The 25,112-nt window shown below is 61.1% G+C and carries 17 protein-coding genes and 2 tRNA genes; 4 read left to right on the top strand and 15 right to left on the bottom strand.

Annotated features, from left to right (window positions below; genetic code table 11):
* Positions 1–23 precede the first annotated feature (23 nt).
* From LOY31_RS02795 to rnr, 9 genes are all read right to left on the bottom strand, one after another.
* The gene (locus LOY31_RS02795; RefSeq protein ID WP_258712802.1) at positions 24–3,299 is read right to left on the bottom strand and encodes a DUF2126 domain-containing protein; all 3,276 of its coding nucleotides are present in this window, start codon (positions 3,297–3,299) and stop codon (positions 24–26) included.
* A 335-nt stretch (positions 3,300–3,634) separates the two neighbouring features.
* The gene (locus LOY31_RS02790) at positions 3,635–5,938 is read right to left on the bottom strand and encodes a YgiQ family radical SAM protein (RefSeq protein WP_085608506.1); all 2,304 of its coding nucleotides are present in this window, start codon (positions 5,936–5,938) and stop codon (positions 3,635–3,637) included.
* 112 nt (positions 5,939–6,050) lie between these two features.
* On the bottom strand, positions 6,051–7,448 hold the full coding sequence (gene dnaB / locus LOY31_RS02785) for a replicative DNA helicase (RefSeq protein WP_007950700.1): 1,398 nt from the start codon (positions 7,446–7,448) through the stop codon (positions 6,051–6,053).
* 120 nt (positions 7,449–7,568) lie between these two features.
* Positions 7,569–8,015, bottom strand: a complete 447-nt coding sequence (gene rplI, locus LOY31_RS02780) for a 50S ribosomal protein L9 (RefSeq protein WP_003186385.1) — start codon at positions 8,013–8,015, stop codon at positions 7,569–7,571.
* Positions 8,016–8,034: 19 nt separating this feature from the next.
* A complete protein-coding gene (locus LOY31_RS02775) occupies positions 8,035–8,925 on the bottom strand; it encodes a hypothetical protein (RefSeq protein ID WP_221535376.1) in 891 nt (296 codons plus the stop codon).
* Positions 8,926–8,961: 36 nt separating this feature from the next.
* Positions 8,962–9,192, bottom strand: coding sequence for a 30S ribosomal protein S18 (gene rpsR, locus LOY31_RS02770; RefSeq protein WP_002551829.1), 231 nt, complete (start codon positions 9,190–9,192; stop codon positions 8,962–8,964).
* A gap of 28 nt (positions 9,193–9,220) precedes the next feature.
* Positions 9,221–9,649 (bottom strand): 30S ribosomal protein S6, encoded by a 429-nt coding sequence (rpsF, locus tag LOY31_RS02765; protein ID WP_007950702.1) that lies wholly within the window; start codon positions 9,647–9,649, stop codon positions 9,221–9,223.
* A gap of 309 nt (positions 9,650–9,958) precedes the next feature.
* A complete protein-coding gene (rlmB, locus tag LOY31_RS02760; RefSeq protein ID WP_085608504.1) occupies positions 9,959–10,726 on the bottom strand; it encodes a 23S rRNA (guanosine(2251)-2'-O)-methyltransferase RlmB in 768 nt (255 codons plus the stop codon).
* Entirely contained in the window at positions 10,662–13,352 is a 2,691-nt protein-coding gene (gene rnr, locus LOY31_RS02755) for a ribonuclease R (protein WP_408980462.1), read from the bottom strand. Before rnr ends, rlmB begins: the two co-directional genes overlap by 65 nt.
* 226 nt (positions 13,353–13,578) lie before the next feature.
* Between rnr and LOY31_RS02750 the strand changes: the two genes are divergently transcribed.
* The 4 genes from LOY31_RS02750 to LOY31_RS02735 all read left to right on the top strand — a co-directional run bounded on the left by LOY31_RS02750 (position 13,579) and on the right by LOY31_RS02735 (position 16,702).
* Positions 13,579–13,665 (top strand) — tRNA-Leu (locus LOY31_RS02750).
* A 182-nt stretch (positions 13,666–13,847) separates the two neighbouring features.
* Positions 13,848–13,934, top strand: a tRNA-Leu gene (locus tag LOY31_RS02745).
* Between the two features lie 192 nt (positions 13,935–14,126).
* Positions 14,127–15,137 (top strand): extracellular solute-binding protein, encoded by a 1,011-nt coding sequence (locus LOY31_RS02740; protein ID WP_085608502.1) that lies wholly within the window; start codon positions 14,127–14,129, stop codon positions 15,135–15,137.
* Complete coding sequence (locus tag LOY31_RS02735; RefSeq protein WP_221535374.1) at positions 15,137–16,702, top strand: iron ABC transporter permease; 1,566 nt, start codon at positions 15,137–15,139, stop codon at positions 16,700–16,702. The genes LOY31_RS02740 and LOY31_RS02735 overlap by 1 nt, the downstream gene beginning before the upstream one ends.
* A 41-nt stretch (positions 16,703–16,743) precedes the next feature.
* Here LOY31_RS02735 and LOY31_RS02730 read toward each other — a convergent pair whose 3' ends face one another.
* From LOY31_RS02730 to hflX, 6 genes are all read right to left on the bottom strand, one after another.
* Positions 16,744–18,678: a methyl-accepting chemotaxis protein gene (locus tag LOY31_RS02730; protein WP_007950714.1), complete on the bottom strand. Its 1,935-nt coding sequence runs from the start codon at positions 18,676–18,678 to the stop codon at positions 16,744–16,746.
* A 140-nt stretch (positions 18,679–18,818) separates the two neighbouring features.
* Positions 18,819–20,108 carry an adenylosuccinate synthase gene (locus LOY31_RS02725; RefSeq protein WP_007950715.1) on the bottom strand — a complete coding sequence of 430 codons (1,290 nt, stop codon included), beginning with the start codon at positions 20,106–20,108 and terminating at the stop codon, positions 18,819–18,821.
* A 54-nt stretch (positions 20,109–20,162) separates the two neighbouring features.
* Positions 20,163–21,350: an ATP phosphoribosyltransferase regulatory subunit gene (locus LOY31_RS02720; RefSeq protein ID WP_007950716.1), complete on the bottom strand. Its 1,188-nt coding sequence runs from the start codon at positions 21,348–21,350 to the stop codon at positions 20,163–20,165.
* A 313-nt stretch (positions 21,351–21,663) separates the two neighbouring features.
* Positions 21,664–22,533 carry a protease modulator HflC gene (gene hflC / locus LOY31_RS02715; RefSeq protein ID WP_007950723.1) on the bottom strand — a complete coding sequence of 290 codons (870 nt, stop codon included), beginning with the start codon at positions 22,531–22,533 and terminating at the stop codon, positions 21,664–21,666.
* Positions 22,533–23,702, bottom strand: a complete 1,170-nt coding sequence (hflK, locus tag LOY31_RS02710; protein ID WP_085608500.1) for an FtsH protease activity modulator HflK — start codon at positions 23,700–23,702, stop codon at positions 22,533–22,535. Before hflK ends, hflC begins: the two co-directional genes overlap by 1 nt.
* A gap of 96 nt (positions 23,703–23,798) precedes the next feature.
* Positions 23,799–25,100, bottom strand: coding sequence for a ribosome rescue GTPase HflX (gene hflX, locus LOY31_RS02705; protein WP_007950725.1), 1,302 nt, complete (start codon positions 25,098–25,100; stop codon positions 23,799–23,801).
* Between the last annotated feature and the right edge of the window lie 12 nt (positions 25,101–25,112).

Here is a 25,112-nt window from a genome sequence, read left to right as displayed (position 1 = left end):
AAAATCCGGGCGTCGTGCCTGATTCAGAAACGTCGTAAATCGAGTGTCATCGGTAGTTCGTCGTTCGCTTCGACATTGGGTATCGGAAGTTTCCCCGGCGTATGTCCGATGCGGAAGAAACGCGCCATGCGTCGACTCTCCGCTTCGTTGGCGTTGACCGGCAGCGTCTCGTAATTGCGCCCGCCCGGGTGCGCGACGTGGTACTGGCAACCGCCCAGCGAGCGCTGCATCCAGGTATCAAGCAAGTCGAACACCAGCGGTGCATGCACCGGGATCGTCGGTTGCAGGCAGTTGGCCGGTTGCCACGCGCGGAAACGCACGCCGGCGACAAACTCGCCCACCCGCCCGCTCGGTTGCAACGGCACCGGGATGCCATTGCAGGTCAGCAGATAACGCTGCGGCGGCAGCCCCGTAAGCTTGACCTGCAATCGCTCCAGCGATGAGTCGACGTAGCGCACCGTACCGCCCGCCGCGCCCTCCTCGCCCAGCACATGCCAGGGTTCAAGGGCCTGACGCAATTCCAGCTCGATACCGTTGACGGCGTAGTCGCCGACCTTGGGGAAACGAAACTCAAGATGCGCCGCGAACCATTCGGCGCGCAGTGGATAACCGGCGTTGTTGAGTTCGACGATGACGTCGGCAAAGTCCTGCTCGATAAAATGCGGCAGCAGGAAGCGGTCGTGCAGTTCCGTGCCCCAGCGCACCAGTTTCGGCGGCGCATAAGGCTCGCGCCAGAACCGCGCCACCAGCGCCCGCAACAACAGCTGCTGAGCCAAACTCATGCGCGCATGGGGCGGCATCTCGAACGCACGCAACTCCAGCAGACCGAGGCGCCCGGTGGCGCCATCCGGTGAATACAGCTTGTCGATGCAGAACTCGGCGCGGTGGGTGTTGCCGGTGACGTCGATCAGCAGATTGCGCAACAGCCGATCCACCAGCCATGGCGCGCACTCTTCTCCCGGCGCCGGCATCTGCGCGAAAGCGATTTCCAGCTCATACAGCGCATCGTTGCGCGCTTCATCGACTCGTGGCGCCTGAGAGGTCGGGCCGATGAACAGGCCGGAAAACAGGTAGGACAGCGAAGGATGGTTGTGCCAGTAGCTGATCAGGCTGCGCAGCAGGTCCGGACGGCGCAGAAACGGTGAATCGCCCGGTGTCGCACCGCCGAGCACGAAGTGGTTGCCGCCACCGGTGCCGGTGTGTCGACCGTCGACCATGAATTTCTCGGTTGACAGTCGGGTCTGGCGCGCTTCTTCATACAGAAATTCGGTGCGCTCGACCAACTCGTCCCAAGTCGCCGACGGCTGCACGTTGACCTCGATCACGCCGGGATCCGGGGTGATGCGGAAATTGCTCAGGCGCGGATCGCTCGGCGGCTCGTAGCCTTCCAGCAACACCGGACAGTGCAGCTCCTCGGCGGTGGCTTCGATGGCGGCCACCAGCTCCAGATAATCCTCGACCCGCTCCAGCGGCGGCATGAACAGGTACAACCGGCCTTCCCTGGCCTCGGCGCAGAACGCGGTGCGGGTCAGCCAGTCGGCGGACTCGTCGATCTTCGGCACACGCTCGTCCGCCAGAGCGGGCTCGCCGTGTTCGTTGAGCTGCGATGTTTCGGGCAGTTCGGGGAAGTCCTGATTCGGATCGTTCGGATGAATGAACGGATACTCTGCCGCTTTCACCCAGGGCTGCGAACCCAATGGAAGACGATAGCCGAGCGGCGAATCCCCCGGCACCAGCCGGCAATGCTCATCGCGCAGATACCAGCGCCCGCTCTGCCATTGATCGCCCTTGGCGGTGCGCGCCAGCGGCAGCACCTGGCCGATGACCTTGTCCAGCCCCTGACTGAACACCTTGCGCAGTCGCGCACGTTCCAGCGGTTCCTCCAGGCGCGAGTCTTCGGCGCTGACGTTGCCCGGCAAGGCGCCTTCGCGCCAGAGGTAGTAGAAATTGTCTTCGTAGGCCGGGAATACGAAGCGTGTCGGCAGTTTCAGGCGTTCGGCGACACTCGCCAGAAAGCGCCCGGCCAGTTCTCCCGTGGCGCCGTAATCCTGCTGCTCATCGGCGATCAACGCGTTGTTGTGCCAGATCGGCACGCCGTCGCGGCGCCAGTAGCAATTCAGCGACCAGCGCGGCAGCTGCTCCCCCGGATACCACTTGCCCTGGCCGAAATGCACCAGCCCTTTGGGCGCGTAATGCTTGCGCATGCGCTGGAACAGTTCGGCGGATAGCCGACGCTTGTCCGGGCCCAGCGCAGCGGTATTCCATTCGGCACCGTCGGGGTCGTCGATGGACACAAAGGTCGGTTCGCCGCCCATGGTCAGGCGCACGTCGCCTTCCAGCAGGTCGGCATCGATCTGCCGGCCCAGCGCCTGGATCGCCAGCCATTGCTCATCGGTGTAGGGCTTGGTGACCCGGGGTGCTTCCCAGATCCGCTCCACGGACATTTCGTGGCTGAACTCGCATTCGCAAGGCTCCACCAGACCGCTGATCGGCGCCGCCGAGGACGGATCGGGACTGCAGGCCAGCGGGATATGCCCTTCCCCGGCGAACAATCCGGAGGTCGCATCAAGGCCGATCCAGCCGGCGCCGGGCAGATACACCTCGCACCACGCGTGCAGGTCGGTGAAGTCCACTTCGGTGCCGGACGGGCCGTCGAGGCTTTTCACGTCGGCGGTCAGTTGAATCAGGTAACCGGAGACGAAACGCGCCGCCAGCCCGAGATTGCGCAGCAGTTGCACCAACAGCCACGCCGAATCGCGGCAGGAGCCGGAGGCGTGTTCAAGAGTGTGTTCCGGGGTTTGTACGCCCGGCTCCATGCGGATCAGGTAATTGATGTCTTCGCTCAGACGCTGGTTGAGCGCCACCAGGAAATCCACGGCCGGCAGCGGTGTGCGGTCGATGGCGTCCAGATAGGCCTTGAATTTCGGCGTCAGCGGCAGGGTTTCGAGGTACGGCGCCAGCTCCTTGCGTTCATCGGCGGCGTAGGCGAAGGGGATTTTCTCGGCGTAGGGCTCGAGGAAAAAGTCGAACGGGTTGAACACCGCCATCTCGGCCAGCAGATCGACCTCGATTCGCAACTCGGCGGTTTTCTCGGGGAACACCAGCCGTGCAAGGTAGTTGCCCTGAGGGTCCTGCTGCCAGTTGATGAAGTGCTGCTCGGGCGAGACTTTCAGTGAATAAGACAGAATCCGCGTGCGGCTGTGAGCAGCCGGGCGCAGCCGCACGATCTGCGGGCCGAGTTCGACAGCGCGGTCGTAGCGGTAATGCGTGACGTGATGCAATGCGACATGAATCGACACGGCGTGCCTCCTGCGAGCCCAAGCGTATTCGAAAGCGCGCAAGACTTATGCCATGCAGAGGCTTGGGCGCTTTCCCGGAATGCTTAGGGCAGTACAGCACCAAAATCGGGCGATGCGGTGAAATGGTTTGGCACAGTTGCACGCAAATGTTGCGAAGAGCCCCTTCCCCTGACCCTCTCCCGTGATCGTTCCCACGCTCCTGCGTGGGAATGCAGCCCGTGACGCTCTGCGTCACTGGACGCGGAGCGTCCCTAGAGGCATTCCCACGCAGAGCGTGGGAACGATCAGCAAAACGCCAACCCGAAGGTTGGCGTTCTGTTCAGCTCAAGTGCGTTTTAGCGCGGTACGACCGGCTTGCGTGCCGGTTTCGGCCCTTTGCCTTTCGCGGCTTCCTTGCGCTCCTTGGCGGCCTGCTGGTTGCGGGCGAATGCCGCGGCCTTGGCCTGTTCACGCTTGTCCCAAGGATTGCCGCCGTCGCTGGCGCGTGGAGGCAGACCGGTGTGCTGGGTGAGGATCTTGGTGGTCTTCTCTTTCGCGACCTTGTGGCTGCCAGCCGGTGTCGAGTTCTTGCGACGGGCACTCTGGTAGCTGTCGGTGGCCGGCTGGTGCAGCGGGATCAACTGGTTCTTGCCCGGCCCGATCAGGTCGGCGCGGCCCATGCGGGTCAGCGCTTCACGCAGCATCGGCCAGCCTTTCGGGTCGTGATAACGCAAGAACGCCTTGTGCAGACGACGCTGCTCCTCGCTCTTGACGATGGTCACGCCGTCGCTCTTGTAGGTGACCTTGCGCAGCGGGTTCTTGCCGGAGTGGTACATCGCGGTGGCGGTGGCCATCGGCGACGGGTAGAACGCCTGCACCTGGTCGGCACGGAAGCCGTTGCCCTTGAGCCACAGGGCCAGGTTCATCATGTCTTCGTCGGTGGTGCCCGGGTGCGCGGCGATGAAGTACGGAATCAGGTACTGCTCTTTCCCGGCTTCCTTGGTGTACTTCTCGAACATGCGCTTGAAGCGATCGTAGGTACCGATCCCCGGTTTCATCATCTGGTTGAGCGGACCTTCCTCGGTGTGTTCCGGGGCGATCTTCAGGTAACCACCGACGTGGTGGGTCACCAGTTCCTTGACGTACTCCGGCGACTCGACCGCGAGGTCGTAACGCAGGCCGGAGGCAATCAGGATCTTCTTCACACCCGGCAACGCACGGGCGCTGCGGTACAGCTGAATCAGCGACGAGTGGTCGGTGTTCAGGTTCGGGCAGATGCCCGGGAACACGCAGGACGGCTTGCGGCACGCGGATTCGATTTCCGGGCTCTTGCAGGCGATGCGGTACATGTTCGCGGTCGGGCCGCCGAGGTCGGAAATGACGCCGGTGAAACCCGGCACCTTGTCGCGGATCTCTTCGATTTCGCGAATGATCGACTCTTCGGAACGGTTCTGGATGATCCGGCCTTCGTGCTCGGTGATCGAGCAGAAGGTGCAGCCGCCGAAGCAGCCACGCATGATGTTCACCGAGAAACGGATCATGTCGTAGGCCGGGATCTTTTCCTTGCCGTACGCAGGGTGCGGAACACGTGCGTAAGGCATGCCGAACACGTAGTCCATTTCTTCAGTGGTCATCGGAATCGGCGGCGGATTGAACCAGACGTCGATCTCGCCATGCTTCTGCACCAGCGCACGGGCGTTGCCCGGGTTGGTTTCCAGGTGCAGCACGCGGTTGGCGTGGGCGTACAGAACCGGGTCGTTACGCACCTTTTCCATCGACGGCAGGCGAATCACGGTCTTGTCGCGGGTCATTTTCGGGCTGGCCAGGATCTGCACGACCTTGGCTTCTTCCGGATCGTCAATCGGGCCCTTCTCCTGCTCGATCGCGCAAGCCTGAGTGTCCTGGGTGTTGACGTACGGGTTGATGATCTTGTCGATCTTGCCCGGACGGTCGATGCGCGTGGAGTCGACTTCGTACCAGCCCGCCGGCGTGTCGCGACGGATGAACGCGGTGCCGCGCACATCGGTGATGTCTTCGATCTTGTGACCGTAGGACAGACGCTGGGCGACTTCGACAATCGCCCGCTCGGCGTTGCCGTACAGCAGGATGTCGGCGCTGGCGTCGATCAGGATCGAGTTGCGCACGCGATCCTGCCAGTAGTCGTAGTGGGCGATGCGGCGCAGGGAGGCTTCGATGCCGCCGAGCACGATCGGCACGTGCTTGTAGGCTTCCTTGCAGCGCTGGCTGTAAACCAGGCTCGCGCGGTCCGGACGTTTGCCGGCCATGCCACCCGGGGTGTAGGCGTCGTCGGAACGGATTTTCTTGTCCGCGGTGTAGCGGTTGATCATCGAGTCCATGTTGCCGGCCGCGACGCCGAAGAACAGGTTCGGCTCGCCAAGCTTCATGAAGTCGTCTTTGGACTGCCAGTTCGGCTGCGCGATGATCCCGACGCGGAAGCCTTGCGACTCCAGCAGCCGGCCGATGATCGCCATGCCGAACGACGGGTGATCGACGTAGGCATCTCCCGTAACAATGATGATGTCGCAGGAATCCCAGCCAAGCTGATCCATCTCCTCCCTGCTCATCGGCAGGAATGGCGCCGGCCCGAAACATTCGGCCCAGTATTTTGGATAGTCAAATAACGGCTTGGCTGCTTGCATGTCGATGACCGGTGTTGAGGTGCAAAATCGCGGGCGCGGAATATAGCACAAAAAATGACCAATTCCGACGGCTGTGGTCGGAAATATCAGGGGCTTTCAGACGACGACAGACTTACTCGTCGTCGTCGAAGTTATAGCTGCCCGGCGCGAGGTTTTCGAAGCGGGTGTACTTGCCGATGAAGGCCAGGCGGATGAAGCCGATCGGGCCGTTCCGCTGCTTGCCGATGATGATCTCGGCGATGCCCTTGTGTTCGGTTTCCGGGTGATACACCTCGTCCCGGTACACGAACATGATCACGTCGGCGTCCTGCTCGATCGCTCCGGATTCCCGCAAGTCGGAGTTCACCGGACGCTTGTTGGGACGTTGTTCCAGGGAGCGGTTGAGCTGCGACAGGGCGACTACCGGGCAGTTGAATTCCTTGGCCAGGGCTTTCAGGGATCGGGAGATCTCGGAAATCTCGTTGGTCCGGTTGTCACCGCTGGAACCCGGGATCTGCATCAGCTGCAGGTAGTCGATCATGATCAGGCCGATGTCGCCGTGCTCGCGCACCAGACGCCGGGTCCGGGCGCGCATTTCCGACGGGCTGATGCCGGCGGTGTCATCAATGAACAGCTTGCGGTCGTTGAGCAAGTTGACCGCCGAGGTCAGGCGCGGCCAGTCGTCGTCTTCCAGCTGGCCGGAACGCACCTTGGTCTGGTCGATACGACCGAGGGACGACAGCATACGCATGATCAGCGATTCACCTGGCATCTCGAGGGAGTACACCAGCACCACCTTGTCGCTGCGCAACACGGCGTTTTCCACCAGGTTCATCGCAAAGGTGGTCTTACCCATCGACGGACGGCCGGCGACGATGATCAGGTCGGCCGGTTGCAGGCCGCTGGTCTTCTCGTCGAGGTCGGTGTAGCCGGTGGACAGGCCGGTGATCGAGTCGGCGGTGTTGAACAGGGTGTCGATGCGGTCGATGGCCTTGGTCAACAGGTCATTCACGCCCACCGGGCCGCCGGTTTTTGGCCGGGCCTCGGCAATCGCGAAGATCTGCCGCTCGGCTTCGTCGAGGATTTCCTCGGCGGTGCGACCTTCGGGGTTGAAGGCGCTGTCGGCAATTTCAGTGCTGATACCGATCAACTGACGCAACGTCGCACGCTGGCGGACGATCTGCGCATAGGCTTTGATGTTGGCGACAGACGGCGTGTTCTTCGCCAGCTCGCCAAGGTAACCGAGGCCGCCGACCTGCGAGGTCTGACCTTCCTTGTCCAGTTGCTCGGCAAGGGTCACGACGTCGATCGGCATGTTCTGATCGGCCAGTTTGGCGATCGCACGGAAAATCAGACGGTGGTCATGTCGGTAGAAATCGCCGTCGGAGACTTGATCGAGCACGCGTTCCCAGGCGTTGTTGTCCAGCATCAGACCACCGAGCACGGCCTGTTCGGCCTCGATGGAATGCGGCGGCACCTTCAGCGCGGCGGTTTGCAGATCGTATTGCTCGGGAGCGGAGATTTCGTTCATGGCCACTTTTTAATCAGGAAAAGCAGGGAGTGCAGAAAGACAAAGGGCACGACCTGTAAACAGGATCGTGCCCGATGTTAACCGTCTGACGGACAAGCCGCCAGTCGATCAGGGTGTTGCTTAAGCTGCTACCACGACAACGCGTACGGTGGCTTCAACTTCGGCGTGCAGGTGCACAGCCACGTCGAATTCACCCACGTTGCGGATGGTGCCGTTCGGCAGACGAACTTCGCTTTTCGCAACTTCAACGCCGGAGGCGGTCAGTGCGTCAGCGATGTCGTGAGTACCGATCGAACCGAACAGCTTGCCTTCGTCGCCAGCGGTGGCAGTGATGGTCACTTCCAGCTCGGCCAGTTGGGCAGCACGGCTTTCAGCCGATGCTTTACGGTCTGCGGCGGCTTTTTCCAGCTCAGCGCGACGCTCTTCGAACGCAGCCAGGTTGGCAGCGGTCGCAGCGGTGGCTTTGCCGAAAGGCAGCAGGTAGTTACGGCCGTAACCGGCCTTAACGTTTACTTTGTCGCCCAGGTTGCCCAGGTTGGCGATTTTTTCCAGAAGGATCAGTTGCATGTGGAAATCCTCTTAACTTTTAACCTTCACCGTTCGCGTTATCGGTGTCTTTCGACACCCGACCGCGAAAATCAATCAGGCTGTCGACAATGGCCAGAACCACGAGCAACGGATAGATCAGCTGCATGAACAGCAACAGCGTCACGTACAACCCCACCAGCCAGAAACCGGCCAGTCGCCTTTGCGCCACCAGCCCGTGAATCAGGGCCAGCCCGGCGAACACCAGCGGTACACTGCACAACGGCGTCAACATGGCCATCTGTGCACCGAGATTCGGGCCCAGAAGCATCAACGCCAGCAGTAACATCGCCGGCCCCAGCGGGATCCGGATGGCGCGAAACTCGCGACCAAAACCACCCGGGTTGTACAACAACGCCTGCCAGTAACGCCCGACAATCAGGCTCAGCACGCTGACGATCTGCAACAAAGCCGCAATCAGGCCGGTCAGGACCGGTGCGATCAGCGACGCGAAATGCGCCTGCTCGTCTACCGACAATTGTTGGTAGGCATCACCGAGAAGCGCGGGCATGACCTTTACCAAGGCCTGCGCCAGCATCTCGATCTGGGGCGCAAACGCCGCCCCGAGCACCACTGAAAACACCAGCCCCATGGCTACGCTGACCAGCAGCGTACGGACCCAGGACTCGCTTGCGCGCAACACCAGCGCAAGCCCCGAAGAACCCAGCAGCACGAGAAGTGCCCGTGGGTCATCGGCATACAACCACCAGATCAATGCCGGCAGCAGTCCCAGCGACACGACGCCCAGGGCGTCGGTCAATCCGCGCCGCAGAAGCACCAGGCTCCCGGCGGCGGCACCCAACCAATACAACAACGGCAATGTTGCAAACCCGGCCACTACGAGAGTGGCCTGCATACGGCCGCGCATGATGAACTCAGCTAAGGCACGCATGCATTCAATCCTTTGCTACTTGTCGACTGCCCGGTCTCAGCGGCCGTGGCTGTCGGTGTAGGCCAGCAGGGCCAGGAAGCGGGCGCGCTTGATAGCGGTGGCCAGCTGACGCTGATAACGAGCTTTGGTACCGGTGATGCGGCTTGGAACGATTTTGCCGGTCTCGGATACGTAGGCTTTCAGAGTGTTGAGATCTTTGTAATCGATCTCCTTCACGTCTTCAGCGGTGAAGCGGCAGAATTTACGACGACGGAAGAAACGTGCCATTTGATAGGCTCCTTAAAAGGTCCGTGGATTACTCGTCAGCGTTATCGCTGTTGTCGCTGTCGCTATCGCTGTCATCGCCATCGGCGCTGCCATCGTGCTCAGGACGTTCGCGACGCTCACGGCGCTCACTGCGGTTTTCTTCAGCCTTGAGCATCTCGGACTGGCCGGTAACGGCTTCGTCGCGACGGATGACCAGGTTACGGATCACTGCATCGTTGTAGCGGAAGTTGTCTTCCAGCTCGGCCAGGGCCTTGCCGGTGCACTCAACGTTCAGCATCACGTAGTGAGCCTTGTGAACATTGTTGATTGCGTAGGCCAGTTGACGACGGCCCCAGTCTTCCAGACGGTGGATTTTGCCGCCGTCTTCTTCGATCAGCTTGGTGTAACGCTCAACCATGCCGCCGACTTGCTCGCTCTGGTCAGGGTGGACCAGAAAGATGATTTCGTAATGACGCATGAATGCTCCTTACGGGTTGTAGCCTGCCGCTCAAAAACGGTCAGACAAGGAGTGAATGACACTTATGGACTTGCTGGCGCGGGGCACATGCATGCCTGCCGCCACAGCAAGGGGCGCAATTGTAGAGAAGGGACTGAAGAGGTGCAAGGCAATTGGTGATTATTTGAACAGTCACCAAAATTTTGCCCCGCCATAAAACGCTGTGGGAGCGAGCTTGCTCGCGAAGGGGATACATCAGGCAACATTTTTGTCGACTGACACTCCGCTTTCGCGAGCAAGCCCGCTCCCACATTTGAATCGGCGTAAGGCTTAAGCCTTTTTGACAGTCGCCTTGGCCTTGGCGCCGCGCTGGCGCTGGGCTTCGAACAGGCACACGCCGGTCGCAACAGAAACGTTGAGACTGCTGACGCTACCGGCCATCGGCAGGTGCACCAGGTAATCGCAATGCTCACGGGTCAGGCGACGCATGCCTTTGCCTTCGGCGCCCATGATCAGGATGGTCGGGCCGGTCAGATCCTGGTCATAGATGCTGACCTCGGCCTCACCCGCCGTGCCGACGATCCACAGACCACGCTGCTGGAGCTTTTCCAGGGTGCGCGCAAGGTTGGTGACGGCCACCAGCGGAATCACTTCCGCCGCGCCGCAAGCCACTTTACGCACCACAGGTGTCAGGGTGGCCGACTTGTCTTTTGGCACAATGACCGCCAGCGCACCGGCAGCATCCGCCGAACGCAGGCAGGCGCCCAGGTTATGCGGGTCGGTCACGCCGTCGAGCACCAGCAACAGCGGCGCGCCTTCGGTGCGATCGAGCAGCTCGTCGAGCATCGCTTCACCCCAGACCTGGCTCGGACTGACGTCCGCCACCACGCCCTGGTGCACGCCTTCGACCCAGGCGTCCATTTCGCGGCGCTCGGCCTGACCGATCTGGACCCGGTTTTCGTTGGCCAGTTCGATCAGCGTCTGCACGCGCGGATCGTTGCGGCTTTCAGCCAGCCAGATCTGCTTGACGCGTTTAGGGTGGTGACGCAGCAACGCTTCTACCGCGTGAACGCCGTAGATTTTTTCCAACTGACTCATGACTTCGCCTTCGGTTTACGCGCCCCGCCACTTTTGGCTGGAGCGGAACCCGCTTTCGGCGGGCCTTTACGGTGTTTGCTCGGTTTGGCTGGCTTGCCGCCGGAGGCCTTTTCAGGCGCCGACCGTCCGGTCTTTCCCCGGACGCCGCTTTACCACCGTTTTTGGCGTCGGCCAGCAAGGCCTTCTTCATTTCACGGCTTTTGCGCAGTTCGGCGTTTTTCGCCACGGCATCGCTTGGACGATAAGCCTCGGCAACCTTTTCCTTGGCCGGGCGACGGCTGGCGGTTTTTGCCGGAGCCTTTTCTTCCACAACCTTCGCTGCTGGAGCGGCTGTCTCGGCGCCACGCTTCTTGCGGCCGATCGGCGCGCTGATGGTTTTTTCAGCCATCTCGAAGTCGATCTTGCGCTCGTCGAGATCGACGCGCATGACGCGCACTTCAACGGTATCGCCAAGACGGAAGCTGCGACCGGTGCGCTCGCCCGCCAGGCGGTGGTGCACAGGGTCGAAGTGGTAGTAGTCGCCCGGCAGTGCGGTGACGTGCACCAGACCTTCGACGTAGATATCGGTCAGTTCGACGAACAGCCCGAAACCGGTCACGGCAGTGATCACGCCCGGGAACGATTCGCCCACGCGGTCCTTCATGAACTCGCACTTGAGCCAGTTCACCACGTCGCGGGTCGCTTCGTCGGCGCGGCGCTCGCTCATCGAGCACTGCTCGCCGAGCTGCTCCAGCGCTGCTTCGTCGTACGGATAGATGCGCGCCTTCGGAATGGTCATCGCACCGGCACGACGAACGTGCGGGGTGTCCTGTTTCGAATGGATCACGCTGCGGATCGCCCGGTGCGTGAGCAAGTCCGGGTAACGACGGATCGGCGAGGTGAAGTGGGTATAGGCTTCGTAATTCAGGCCGAAGTGGCCTTCGTTCTGAGCGCTGTACACCGCCTGGCTCAGGGAGCGCAGCATCACGGTCTGGATCAGGTGGAAATCCGGACGGTCCTTGATGCTGGCCAACAGGGCCTGATAGTCCTTCGGCGACGGACCATCCTTGCCTTTGTGCAGGGACAGGCCGAGCTCACCGAGGAACGCACGCAGTTTTTCCAGACGCTCCGGTGGCGGGCCGTCGTGGACGCGGTACAACGCAGGGATTTCGTGCTTCTTCAGGAATTCGGCAGTGGCCACGTTGGCCGCCAGCATGCATTCCTCGATCAGCTTGTGCGCGTCGTTACGGGTGGTCGGACGGATTTCGGCAATCTTGCGCTCGGAACCGAAGATGATCCGGGTTTCCTGAGTTTCGAAATCGATCGCGCCGCGCACGTGACGGGCAGCCAGCAACACCTTGTACAGCGCGTAGAGCTGCTTGAGGTGCGGCAAGACGTCGGTGTATTCACCGCGCAGCTTGCGACCTTCGGTAGCCTTCGGCGTTTCCAGCATCGCGCTGACCTTGTTGTAGGTCAGACGAGCGTGGGAATGGATCACCGCTTCATAGAAGCAGTAGTCGGTCATTTCGCCGGACTTGGAGATGGTCATCTCGCAAACCATGGCCAGACGATCGACATGTGGATTCAACGAGCACAGGCCGTTGGAGAGCTGCTCCGGCAGCATCGGCACCACGCGCTCGGGGAAGTACACCGAGTTGCCGCGCACCTGGGCTTCGTTGTCCAGGGCCGAACCGATCTTCACGTAGCTGGAAACGTCGGCAATCGCCACGTACAACTTCCAGCCGCCGGAGAACAGGCGCAGCTTGCCTGGCTTGGCTTCGCAGTAGACCGCGTCGTCGAAGTCGCGGGCATCTTCGCCGTCGATGGTGACGAACGGCAGATGGCGCAGGTCGACGCGCTTCTCTTTGTCTTTCTCTTCGACTTCCGGCTTGAGCTTGCCGGCTTCCTTCAGAACGGCTTCAGGCCAGACGTGCGGAATGTCGTAGGTGCGCAGGGCGACATCGATTTCCATGCCCGGCGCCATGTAGTTGCCGACGACTTCGATCACGTCGCCTTGCGGCTGGAAGCGCGGAGTCGGCCAGTGGGTGATTTTCACCTCGACGAACTGACCGATCTGGGCGTTGGCGTTGCGGCCCGGGGTAACCAGCACTTCCTGCTGGATCTTCGGGTTGTCCGCAACGACGAAGCCGATACCGCCTTCTTCGAAGTAACGGCCGACGATGCTTTCGTGGGCACGGGACACCACTTCGACGATCACGCCTTCGCGACGACCACGACGATCCAGGCCGGACACACGGGCCAGGGCACGGTCGCCATCGAACACCAGACGCATTTGCGCCGGACTCATGAACAGGTCGTCGGAGCCGTCATCCGGCACCAGGAAGCCGAAGCCGTCGCGGTGACCACTGATGCGACCGAGGATCAGGTCGAGCTTGTCCACCGGCGCATACGTGCCACGGCGGGTGTAGATCAGTTGAGCGTCGCGCTCCATGGCGCGCAGGCGGCGGCGCAGGGCTTCGATCTGGTCTTCTGTGGTCAGACCAAACTCTTCGACCAGTTGCTCGCGGGCAGCAGGCGAACCTCGATCAGCAAGGTGCTGAAGGATCAGTTCGCGGCTGGGAATAGGGTTTTCATATTTTTCCGCTTCACGAGCGGCCTCGGGATCGAGGGACTGCCAATCGGCCATTAGAGAGTTTTCACCTTGTCTATATGCGGGTTAGTTTGGCATAGGCGCCATCAAACGGGAAATTTCCGACTATATAAGGCGCGTCTGGAGCCTTGTATCGACGCCTGGAGGGCGTTTTGAACACCGCTGGTAAAAAAAATCATTTTTTTTTGCTGGCAGGGGTTTACAGTTAAAAAGGCGCTCCGTATAGTGCGCGCCATCGACGACGTACACACGTTGACGAGATGCCCAGGTGGTGAAATTGGTAGACACGCCAGCTTCAGGTGCTGGTGACCTTACGGTCGTGGAAGTTCGAGTCTTCTCCTGGGCACCAATTTCGAGTTTGAGACTAGATCAGTTTCAAGACTCACACAAAAACCCGCGAAAGCGGTTTTTTTGCATTCTGCGCCCCGCCTTTTTTCTGAAAATGATTTATTAAAATCAAATCAGGGGTTTACAGATCAAAAGGCGCTCCGTATAGTGCGCCACATCAACAGCGGCAACGCTGAAGATGAAGCCCAGATGGTGAAATTGGTAGACACGCCAGCTTCAGGTGCTGGTGACCTTACGGTCGTGGAAGTTCGAGTCTTCTTCTGGGCACCAATTCAAATTCAAGGTCACGATCTTGAATTTCACAAAAACCCGCGAAAGCGGGTTTTTGCGTTTCCGGGGTTTGGAAAAGTCTGAGCCCCAACGCCTACCAGACCCACCTCCTCCCCGCAAGGCGCACTTGAGAAACAATATCGTTTATCATTGTTGCAAGTTTTTGCAATGCGACAGTGAGGAACCCTGCGAATGATGTTTCGAAATACCCTGCGCCGCGGCTTGACCTTCACCCTGCTCGGCCTGGCACTCGCCACCCCCCTCACCCAGGCTGCCGACGCGGTTTCCCTGACTCTCTATAACGGTCAACACAAGGAAGTCGGCGACGCGATCGCCAAAGCCTTCGAAGCCAAGACCGGCATTCACGTCAATGTACGCAAGGGCAGCAGCAATCAGCTGGCCAGCCAGATCATCGAAGAAGGCGACCGCTCCCCCGCCGACGTCATCTACACCGAAGAATCCCCGCCGCTGAACAACCTCGGCGAGCAAGGCCTGCTGGCCAAGGCCGACGACGCGACCCTGGCTGTTCTGCCGAAAGAATACGTCGCCGGCAACGGCACGTGGATCGGCGTTACCGCCCGGGTTCGCGTGGTGGCTTTCAACCCGAAACTGATCGACGAAAAGGACCTGCCGAAATCGGTGCTGGATTTCGCCGACCCGCAGTGGCAAGGCAAGGTCGGTTTCGTACCGACCAGCGGCGCGTTCCAGGAACAGGCTGTCGCCATCATCAAAAAACACGGCCGCGAAGCCGCCGAAGAATGGCTGACCGGTCTGCGTGCCTTCGGCAAGACCTATAGCAACAACATGGTCGCCCTCAAGGCTGTGGAAAACGGCGAAGTCGCCACCGTGTTGGTGAACAACTATTACTGGTTCGCCCTGCAACGGGAAAAAGGCCAGCTTGATTCGAAACTGCATTACTTCACCGGCGGTGACGTTGGCGGCCTGATCACCGTGTCCAGCGCAGCCGTGCTGAAATCCAGCAAACATCCAAAAGAAGCCCAGCAATTCCTCGCCTACATGGCCAGCGAAGAAGGCCAGCGCGTGATCACCCAGACCACCGCCGAATACCCGCTGCACAAAGGCATGGAATCGGATCGCGGCCTCAAGCCTTTCAGTGAACTGGAAGCGCCGGACGTCACGCCGGCCGATCTGGGTAATGCCGAGGAAGCGCTGGAGCTGGAACGCGAAGTTGGCCTGAACTGATGACCGCATCGTTATCCGCCCCCGCTACACGCGGGGGTTACGTGCCACGGCGCAAGCGGCCGTCGATCTGGCTGATGCTGCCGGTGTTGTTGCTGGTGGTCATGAGCCTGTTGCCGCTGGCCTACGTCGGGCTCAAAGCCTGGCAGGCGGGCTGGTCCGAGGCGCTGCACTTGCTGTGGCGCCCGTATGTGTTCGGCCTGCTGCGCAATACGCTAGCGCTGATGGTTGGCGTAACCGTGACCTGTGGCCTGATCGGCCTGTCGCTGGCGTGGTTGCTGGAGCGCAGCAATCTGCCGGGCCGACGGCTGTGGGGCGTGATTCTTTGCCTGCCGTTCGCGGTGCCGGCATTTGTCAGCAGCTTCACCTGGGTTTCGCTCAGTGCGCAGTTCGAAGGACTCGGCGGGGCGATCCTGGTGATGAGCCTGTCGAAGTACCCGCTGATCTTTCTGCCGGTCGCGGCAACCCTGCGCAATCTCGATCCCTCTCTTGAGGAATCGGCACGGACGCTGGGCCAGAATCGCTGGGGCGTGTTTTTCCGGGTCACCCTGCCCCTGCTCTGGCCTTCGCTGCTGGCCGGTTCCTTGCTGATCGCATTGCACATGCTGGTGGAATTCGGCGCACTGTCGATCATTGGTCTGCAAACCTTCACCACCGCGATCTATCAGCAATTCGAACTGGAATTCAGCAATGCCAACGCGGCAATGCTGTCGGCAGTGTTGCTGGCGCTGTGCCTGATGCTGTTGTGGCTGGAGTTGCGCGTGCGCGGCAAGGGCCGTCATGTGCGCACTGGCCAGGGAGCGGCGCGTCGGGCTGAACAAGTGCGACTCGGGCCTTGGACGATTGCCGGTCAGCTGTATTGCCTGATGCTGGCGATTGTCGGCAGCGGGATTCCGCTGGGCATGCTGGCTTACTGGCTTGCCGTGGGATCGTCAGCGGCATTCCCGGTTGCGGCGATCACCGAAGCTTTGCTGTCGTCGCTGGCGCTATCGCTGGGTGGCGCGGGATTGTGTCTGGTACTGGCGGTGCCGGTCGGGTTGCTGGTGGTGCGCTACAAAGGCCAATTGGCGATCTGGGCCGAGCGCTTGCCCTATCTGCTGCACGCCCTGCCGGGATTAGTGATCGCCCTGACGCTGGTGTATTTCGCCCTGCATTACGTGCCGGCGCTGTACCAGACCTCCGCGCTATTGCTGATCGCTTATGCGCTGCTGTTTCTGCCGCTGGCTCAGGCGCCGATCCGCACGGCTTTGAACAAGGCCGCACCGCAACTCGAAGAAGCCGCCCGCACGCTGGGCGCCTCTTCGTTCACGGCGTTCTGCCGAGTGACCCTGCCGATTATCTTTCCGGCACTTGGCGCGGCGTTTGCGCTGGTGTTTCTGGATGCCATGAAAGAACTGACGGCGACGCTGCTTCTGAGCCCGACCGGGCTCAACACATTGGCGACCGAAGTCTGGGCGCACACCGCGAATGTCGAGTTCGCAGCGGCGGCGCCTTATGCGGCGTTGTTGATTGTGGTGTCCGGGCTGCCGGTGTATCTGCTGACGACCCGAATGTATTTGAGCCGATAAAAAAATCGCAGCCGAGGCTGCGATTTTTTTTGCCCGGACTATCAGGCCCGGAACTGCCCCAGACTCGCCTTGAGCTGCGCCGCCAGACCATCCAGCACCTTGCCGCTGGCCGTGGTCTCGACCACCGCCTGGGCGGCTTTCTCGGCCTGGGCATGAATCGTCTCGACCCGCCCACGTACAGCCTGCGCGCCTTGCGCCTGATGCGCCGCTGCCTGAGTCGCCAGGCCAATCGCCGCATGCACCTGCTCGACCGACGCCTGCACCGACTGCTGCAACCGCGCACTGTCACGCAGTACCAGCAAGCCTTCGCTGGCCTGACGCCCGGCCTGGCCGATCGCCTCCACCGCCTCACGGGCACCCTGCTGCAAGGCCACGATGTGCGCCTGAATGTCGCCGGTGGAGCTTTGGGTCTTGCTCGCCAACGCACGGACTTCATCCGCCACTACCGCAAACCCGCGACCGGTCTCGCCGGCTCGGGCCGCTTCGATGGCCGCGTTGAGCGCCAGCAGGTTGGTCTGCTCGGCGATTCCGTGAATCACGGTCAGGACCACTTCGATCTGCTCGCTCTGCTGCGCCAGCCGTTCGATAACTTTCGCCCCGGTATCGACCTGCCCCGCCAGCGCCTCGATCAGACTGCCGACCTTGGCCGAGGTGCGAGTGTTCTCGTCAGTGGCCTGGCGAATATCCACCACCTGCTTCAGCGCCGCCTGCATCGCATGACTTTCCGATTGCGCTTCGTCGGCCATTTGCGAAAGCGCCCGCAGGCTTTCGGCCACTTCATCACGCTGCATCCCGGCCGCAGCATCGGCACCGGCGTTGCGCAGGGTCATGGCGCCGATTTCCAGACCGGTACGCTGAGCCACATCCCCGGCCTCGCGCACGATCGGCTGCAACTTGTCCACAAAGCGGTTGACCGCCGACGCCATGTCGCCGATTTCGTCCTTGCTGTTGATCTGCACGCGCTTGGTCAGATCGCCCTCGCCTGCTGCCAGATCATCCATGGCGGCGTTAAGCATTTTCAGGCGATTGACCACTCGATGACCGAGCACCACCGCCAGCAGCAACAGCACGCCGGCACCGACCAGCGCCAGGCCCATGCCGATACGCCAACGCAGGGTTGCTGCTGCGTCCTGCACGGTACTGGTGGTGTTGGCCTTCATTTCGGCAGCCGTGGATTGCGCCGATTGCAGGCGCGCACGCATGGCGGTGGCACTGTCGGCAGCGGCGCCCTTGAGGCTGTCGCCGACCAGTTGATCGCTGCTGGCAATCAACGCCGTGAAGCGCTGATCGAGCGCCGCCAGATCGGTTTCAACCGAGGCGGTCGAGACGCCCATCAGCACCTTGCCGATTTCCACGCCATTGGGATTGATCGAGGCTTCGAGGTAGTAGACCGACGGATCGTTCTTCGCCGCATCCAGCACTTTATCCAGCGCCCGCTCACCCTGGCCTTTTTCCAAAAGGGCCTTGTTGATCGGGTTTTCGCGGTTGAGGTAGCGGGTCAGATGTTGGCCGGTGGCGTCGTCATACACCACGAACAGCACGTTGGGATTGCGCTGGGCCCGGCGGGCGAACTCGGACAGGGTCGGCACGTCGCTGTCCCACATGGCGCGAGGCGCCACCGAGGCCAGCAACTGGGCCATGTCATTGGCCGAATCCTTCAGGTCTTTTTCCAGAGTCGCACGCAGCTGCGCCTGCTCTTCCTTCAGACGCGAGGAAAGACCGGCGGTAAGACGCTGACGAGTACTTGAGGAGAGGTTGTCGAGGCTCGACGTGACTTCGCGCCCGGCCTGCTCAAGCTCACCGGACAACTTCTGGCTGTCGGCGCCCAGGCGAGTGCCGAGATCGGCTTCCAGCGCGGTGACGGTGCTCCGCGTCAGGGCGACGGCCACCAGCACTTGCACCAAAAGGGCGATACCAAGGGTAACGAACACGGGCCGCAACAGACGGCTTTGTAACAGTGAGAGAACGGCTGACACTTTGAATCCCTCTACTTCTGACGCCATTAATTTGATGGCACTCTTGTAGACAGAATCACAGCAAAGGTCATGCCGTCCAACAGGCATAAACGACAAAGGCCCCGATGAAGGGGCCTTTGTGTTTTTACATCAACGACTTATCAAGCGAACGGATGGCGCAGAACGATGGTTTCGTTGCGGTCCGGACCCGTCGAAATAATGTCGATCGGCGCGCCGATCAACTCTTCAACGCGTTTGATGTAGGCACGAGCGTTAGCCGGCAGCTCTTCCAGGGTTTTGGCACCCACGGTCGATTCGGTCCAGCCTGGCACTTCTTCGTACACAGGCTGCAGACCTACGTAGCTGTCAGCGTCAGTCGGGGCAACAGCGTTGCCTTGTGCATCCTTGTAGCCGGTGCAGATGTTTATGGTTTCCAGACCGTCGAGTACGTCCAGCTTGGTCAGGCAGATGCCCGAGATGCTGTTCACATCGATAGCGCGACGCAGGATAACGGCGTCGAACCAGCCGCAACGACGGGCACGGCCGGTGGTAGCACCGAACTCGTGACCTTGCTTGGCCAGGTGCGCACCGACTTCGTCGAACAGCTCGGTCGGGAATGGACCCGAACCTACGCGAGTGGTGTAAGCCTTGGTGATGCCCAGGATGTAATCCAGGAACATCGGGCCAACGCCCGAACCGGTCGCAACGCCACCCGCGGTGGTGTTGGAGCTGGTCACGTACGGATAGGTACCGTGGTCGATGTCGAGCAACGAACCCTGGGCGCCTTCGAACATGATGTCTTTGCCGGCGCGACGCAGGTCGTGCAGCTCGGCAGTCACGTCCAGCATCAGCGGCTTGAGCAGCTCGGCGTATTCCTTGCACTCGGCCAGAGTCTTTTCGTACTCGATGGCAGGCTCTTTGTAGTAACCGACCAGCATGAAGTTGTGGTAGTCCACCAGTTCACGCAGCTTGTCTTCAAAGCGCGGCATGTTGAGCAGGTCGCCAACACGCAGGCCACGACGTGCAACCTTGTCTTCGTAAGCCGGGCCGATGCCGCGACCGGTCGTACCGATCTTCAGCTCGCCGCGGGCCTTTTCACGGGCCTGGTCCAGCGCCACGTGGAAGGACAGGATCAGCGGGCAGGAAGGGCTGATGCGCAGGCGCTCGCGCACCGGTACGCCTTTCTCTTCCAGCTTGGTGATCTCGCGCAGCAGGGCGTCAGGTGCAACCACCACGCCGTTGCCGATCAGGCACTGCACGCCTTCGCGCAGCACGCCCGACGGGATCAGGTGCAAGACGGTTTTTTCACCGTCGATCACCAGAGTGTGACCGGCGTTGTGGCCACCCTGGTAGCGCACTACGGCGGCAGCATGTTCGGTCAGCAGATCAACGATCTTGCCTTTGCCCTCATCACCCCATTGGGTGCCCAGGACTACGACATTCTTACCCATAACACTTGTCCTCATTCGCGCAAACTTGGTGCCGGCGTCAGCCGGCAGGAAAACTCAAGAAGCCAGTGGCGATACTTGCCAAAGCCCGTTCTGCTGGATCAATTGCCGGTCGCAGTCCGCATCACGGGCGGCGGCCAAAGGTTGTCCAGGCAACGCCTGAACGACACGCTGACCCTCACTGCGCAACTGGCAAACCTGCTGCCAGAGTGCCGCATCCGTACTGTCAGGCATCCAGATACCGCCAGACGGTAGCTCGATCTCAGCACGCCCCAGGGTCACCAGGGTTTTCAAATCGGTGGAGAAGCCGGTGGCCGGACGGGCGCGACCGAAGTCGGCGCCGATGTCGTCGTAGCGACCGCCCTGGGCGATGGACTGGCCAACACCCGGCACGAACACCGCGAACACCACACCGGTGTGGTAGTGATAACCGCGCAGCTCGCCGAGGTCGAAGTACAGCGGCAGCTCCGGGAAACGCACCGACAGACGCTCGGCAATCGCCAGCAAGTCTTCCAGTGCCGCCAGTACCGGGGCCGGCGCATTGGCCAGACGCTCGCGGGCAGCGGTCAGTACTTCACGACCGCCGCACAGGTCGACCAGCGCACGCAGCATGCCGGACAGATCGGCCGGCAGGCCTTCGGTCAAGGTAATGACCTCGTCGATGGCCTTGCGTTGCAACGCATCGAACAACTGCTGCTCGACTTCACCCGACAGGCCGGCCGCCTGGGCCAGACCGCGGTAGATGCCGACATGTCCGAGGTCCATGTGCACGTCCGGCACGTCGGCCAGTTGCAGCATGGCCAGCATCAGGCTGATGACTTCGACGTCGCTGCTCGGGCTGGCATCGCCGTACAACTCGGCGCCCAACTGGATCGGGCTGCGCGAGGACGACAAGGCACGCGGCTGGGCATGCAGCACACTGCCGGCGTAGCACAGACGGCTCGGGCCTTCGCGACGCAGGGTGTGCGCATCGATGCGCGCCACTTGCGGCGTGATGTCGGCACGGAAACCCATCTGCCGGCCCGATTGCGGGTCGATGACCTTGAAGGTACGCAGATCCAGGTCCTGGCCCGCGCCGGTCAGCAGGGATTCCAGGTACTCGATATGGGGAGTCACGACAAACTCGTAACCCCAGCTCTGGAACAGATCCAACACCTGACGACGCGCGACTTCAATGCGCGCCGCTTCCGGTGGCAGTACTTCTTCGATGCCATCTGGCAGCAGCCAGCGGTCTACCGTTGCCATTACGCCATTCCCCTTAGATCCGGGCGGCCAGCCCGAGGGCGAGCCTTGAGTGAAGCAGAAAATGACCGGCCCGTTCAAAACGCACGCGCATGAACGACGCGGCGAAAGGCCTGTTACCGGCTTCGCCCATCACTTTCCTCGAAAAACTGTCGGGCCATTCAACCCGATCTTCTGCAACAAAAACAGCAATCAAACGTGCAGACGCAAAAAAGCCGGGAATTTCCCGGCTGCCGCATCATACACACGTTTTCCCAAAGGATCACCCCGCCCGAGGTTTTAGCCGCCGGGCGGAATGATTCAGGTCAACGTCGTATCAAGGCTTGGACTTTTCCAGGTAACGGAAGAAGTCGCTGCTTGGGTCGAGGACCAGGACGTCGGATTTGTTCGCGAAGCTTTCACGGTAGGCACGCAGGCTACGGTAGAAACCGTAGAACTCCTGATCCTGACCGTAGGCCTTGGAGTAGATCGCAGCGGCCTGGGCGTCGCCGTCACCGCGAATCTCTTCGGATTCACGATAGGCTTCAGCCAGCAGCACGCGGCGTTGACGATCGGCGTCGGCACGGATGCCTTCGGCCAGCTCGTTACCCTTGGCGCGGTGCTCGCGAGCTTCACGCTCACGCTCGGTGCTCATACGCTCGAACACGCTGCGGTTCACTTCTTTCGGCAGATCGATGGCCTTGACCCGGACATCGACCACTTCGATACCCAGCTCTTTTTCCGCCATCTTGTTCAGCGACGCGGTGATGTCAGCCATCAGCGCATCGCGCTCACCGGACACCACTTCGTGCAGGGTGCGCTTACCGAACTGGTCACGCAGGCCCGATTCCAGACGACGGGACAGACGCTCGTCGGCGATCTGCTTGAGGCCGGACGTTGCGGTGTAGAAGCGCTCGGCATCTTTCACGCGCCACTTGGCGTAGGCATCGACCATCACGGCTTTCTTTTCCAGCGTCAGGAAGCGTTGTGTCGGTGCGTCCAGCGTCATCAGACGTGCGTCGAATTTACGCACCTGGTTAACGTAAGGAACCTTCACGTGCAGACCCGGCTGAACGTCAGCCTGAACCACGCGACCGAATTGCAGCAACACCGCGCGCTCGGTCTGAGCAACGATGTAGAAGCAGTTCCAGCCAACCAGTACCACAACAACGCCAACGATCAGGGCGATCAGCGATTTATTGCTCATCAGCGGGTCTCCCTTGTACGCGACTGCGGCAGGTCAGTGACATGCGGCGCAGCATCCGTGTTGTTGCTGACGGCAGCCGAACCGGTGACCGGTGCATTGCTGCCCGAACTGTTCTGAATCATCTTGTCCAGCGGCAGGTAAAGCAGGTTGCTCTGGCCGTTCTTGTTGCCGGTCACGAGTACCTTGCTGGTGCTGCTGAAGACTTCCTGCATGGTGTCCAGGTACAGACGCTGGCGAGTGACCTCGGGCGCCTTGCGATACTCGGCGACCAGTTTGGTGAAGCGATCTGCCTCACCCTTGGCGCGCGAGACCGTTTCGTCACGGTAACCGTTGGCATCTTCGAGGATGCGCTGTGCCTGACCACGGGCTTCCGGCACCACGCCGTTGGCGTAGGTTTCAGCCTGGTTGCGCGAACGCTGCTCGTCTTCACGGGCGCGGATCACGTCATCGAAGGCTTCCTGCACTTCACGCGGTGCCGCTGCGCTCTGTACGTTGACCTGGGTGACGGTGATACCGGTGCGATAGGTATCGAGGAAACGTTGCAGACGCTCCTTGATCTCGCTGGCCATCAGCTCACGACCTTCGGTCAGCACCTGGTCCATCGCGGTGGAACCCACCACATGGCGCAGCGCACTGTCGGTCGCGTGTTGCAGGCTGATTTCCGGCTGGTCGACGTTCAGCACGAAGTCCTGCAGGTTGCTGATCTTGTACTGCACGGTCAGCGGCACTTCGACGATGTTCTCGTCTTCGGTCAGCATCTGGCCCTGCTTGGTGTAGGCACGCTCACGCGTGACGTTCTCCATGTACTTCTTGTCGATCGGCGGGAAGTAGATGTTCAGGCCGGGACCGACAGTCTCGTAGTACTTGCCGAAGCGCAGCACCACGGCCTGCTCCTGCTCGTCCACGACGTACACCGCGCTGTACAGCCAGACGGCCGCCAGCACGACCAGGCCGATGCCGAGCAGGCCGCCGAAGCCGCCGCTCTTGCCCGAGCCACCACCGTCATCACCGCGTTTTTTTCCACCACCGAACAACCCGTTCAGGCTTTCCTGCAGCTTTCGGAAGGCCTCGTCGAGATCCGGCGGTCCCTTGCGGTCGCCGTTGTTGCGACGCTTGCCACCCCAAGGATCCTGATTGTTCGAGTTGCCACCCGGCTCATTCCAAGCCATAGCGCTCTCCATCTGATAAAGCAAAGACGCACCCACGGCGCGCCGACCAATGCTACAGAATGCCTGCCGTTGCGGCACAACCGCTTTGCCAGGCTTTTATTGCAAAGTGTGTTGCTCGATGAACTCCGTCGGCACAACGCCTTCACGACTCACCAGTCGATTGAGCTCCGAGCGTGGCAATCGAACGGCCAGCAAGCTGACCCCTTCTTCGTCGTGTTCTTCTTTCTGTACCGCGCCCAGTTCGAAGAACTGCGCACGCAGACGCGCGAACCGCTGAGGCAGGCGCAAGGTTCCTACGAACAGGTCACTGCCCAACAACTCGGCAATCGCCTGCTCGAGCAATTCCAGACCGGTGCCATCACGCGCCGACAGCCAGACCCGCTGGGGTTTGCCGTTTTCATCGCGCTGGATTTGTGGCTCAACGCCTTCAAGCAAATCGAGTTTGTTATAGACCTCGAGGATCGGCAAGTCCTGGGCACCGATCTCGCCCAGCACCACCATCACCTGCTCGATCTGCAACATGCGATCCGGTTCGGCCGCATCGATCACGTGCAACAGCAGGTCGGAGTTGCTCGACTCTTCGAGCGTAGACCGAAATGCCTCGACCAGTTTGTGCGGCAAGTGGCGGATGAAACCCACCGTGTCGGCCAGGACAATCGGCCCCAGGTCGTCCAGATCCAGACGGCGCAGGGTCGGGTCGAGCGTGGCGAACAGCTGGTCAGCCGCGTACACGTCGGACTTGGTCACGTTATTGAACAGCGTGGATTTACCGGCGTTGGTGTATCCCACCAGAGACACGGTAGGGATATCCGCACGGGAGCGGCCGCGACGCGACTGTTCGCGCTGGCTGCGCACTTTTTCCAGCCGGCCCTTGATCTGACGCAGGCGAACCCGCAGCAGTCGCCGGTCGGTTTCGAGCTGGGTTTCACCCGGGCCGCGCATGCCGATACCGCCACCCTGACGCTCAAGGTGAGTCCAGCCGCGAACCAGCCGGGTGCTCATGTGGTCAAGCTGGGCCAGTTCTACCTGGAGCTTGCCCTCATGGGTACGGGCGCGTTGGGCGAAAATATCGAGAATCAGACCGGTACGGTCGATCACGCGACACTCGAAAACACGTTCGAGGTTACGTTCCTGACTGGGCGTAAGGACGTGATTGAAGATCACCAGATCGGCTTCTTCGGCGTGGACCAGGTCGCGCAATTCCTCGACCTTGCCGCTGCCAATCAGGTATTTGGCGGTTGGCCGATGACGCGGCACGTTAAAAAACGCAACGGTCTCGGCGCCAGCCGAATTTGCCAGTTCCTGAAACTCCTGCGGATCTTCGCGCGCCTCAGGGTCCTGTCCATCCAAGTGAACGAGGATGACTCGTTCACCACCACCGTGGCGCTCAAAGAACAAAGGAGACTCCTA

Origin of the sequence: Pseudomonas sp. B21-021 (assembly GCF_024749205.1) — a bacterium.
Classification (GTDB): Bacteria; Pseudomonadota; Gammaproteobacteria; order Pseudomonadales; family Pseudomonadaceae; genus Aquipseudomonas; species Aquipseudomonas paraglycinae.
The sequence above is the reverse complement of the archived record's forward strand: the minus strand, read 5'-3'. Positions and strand labels throughout refer to the sequence as shown.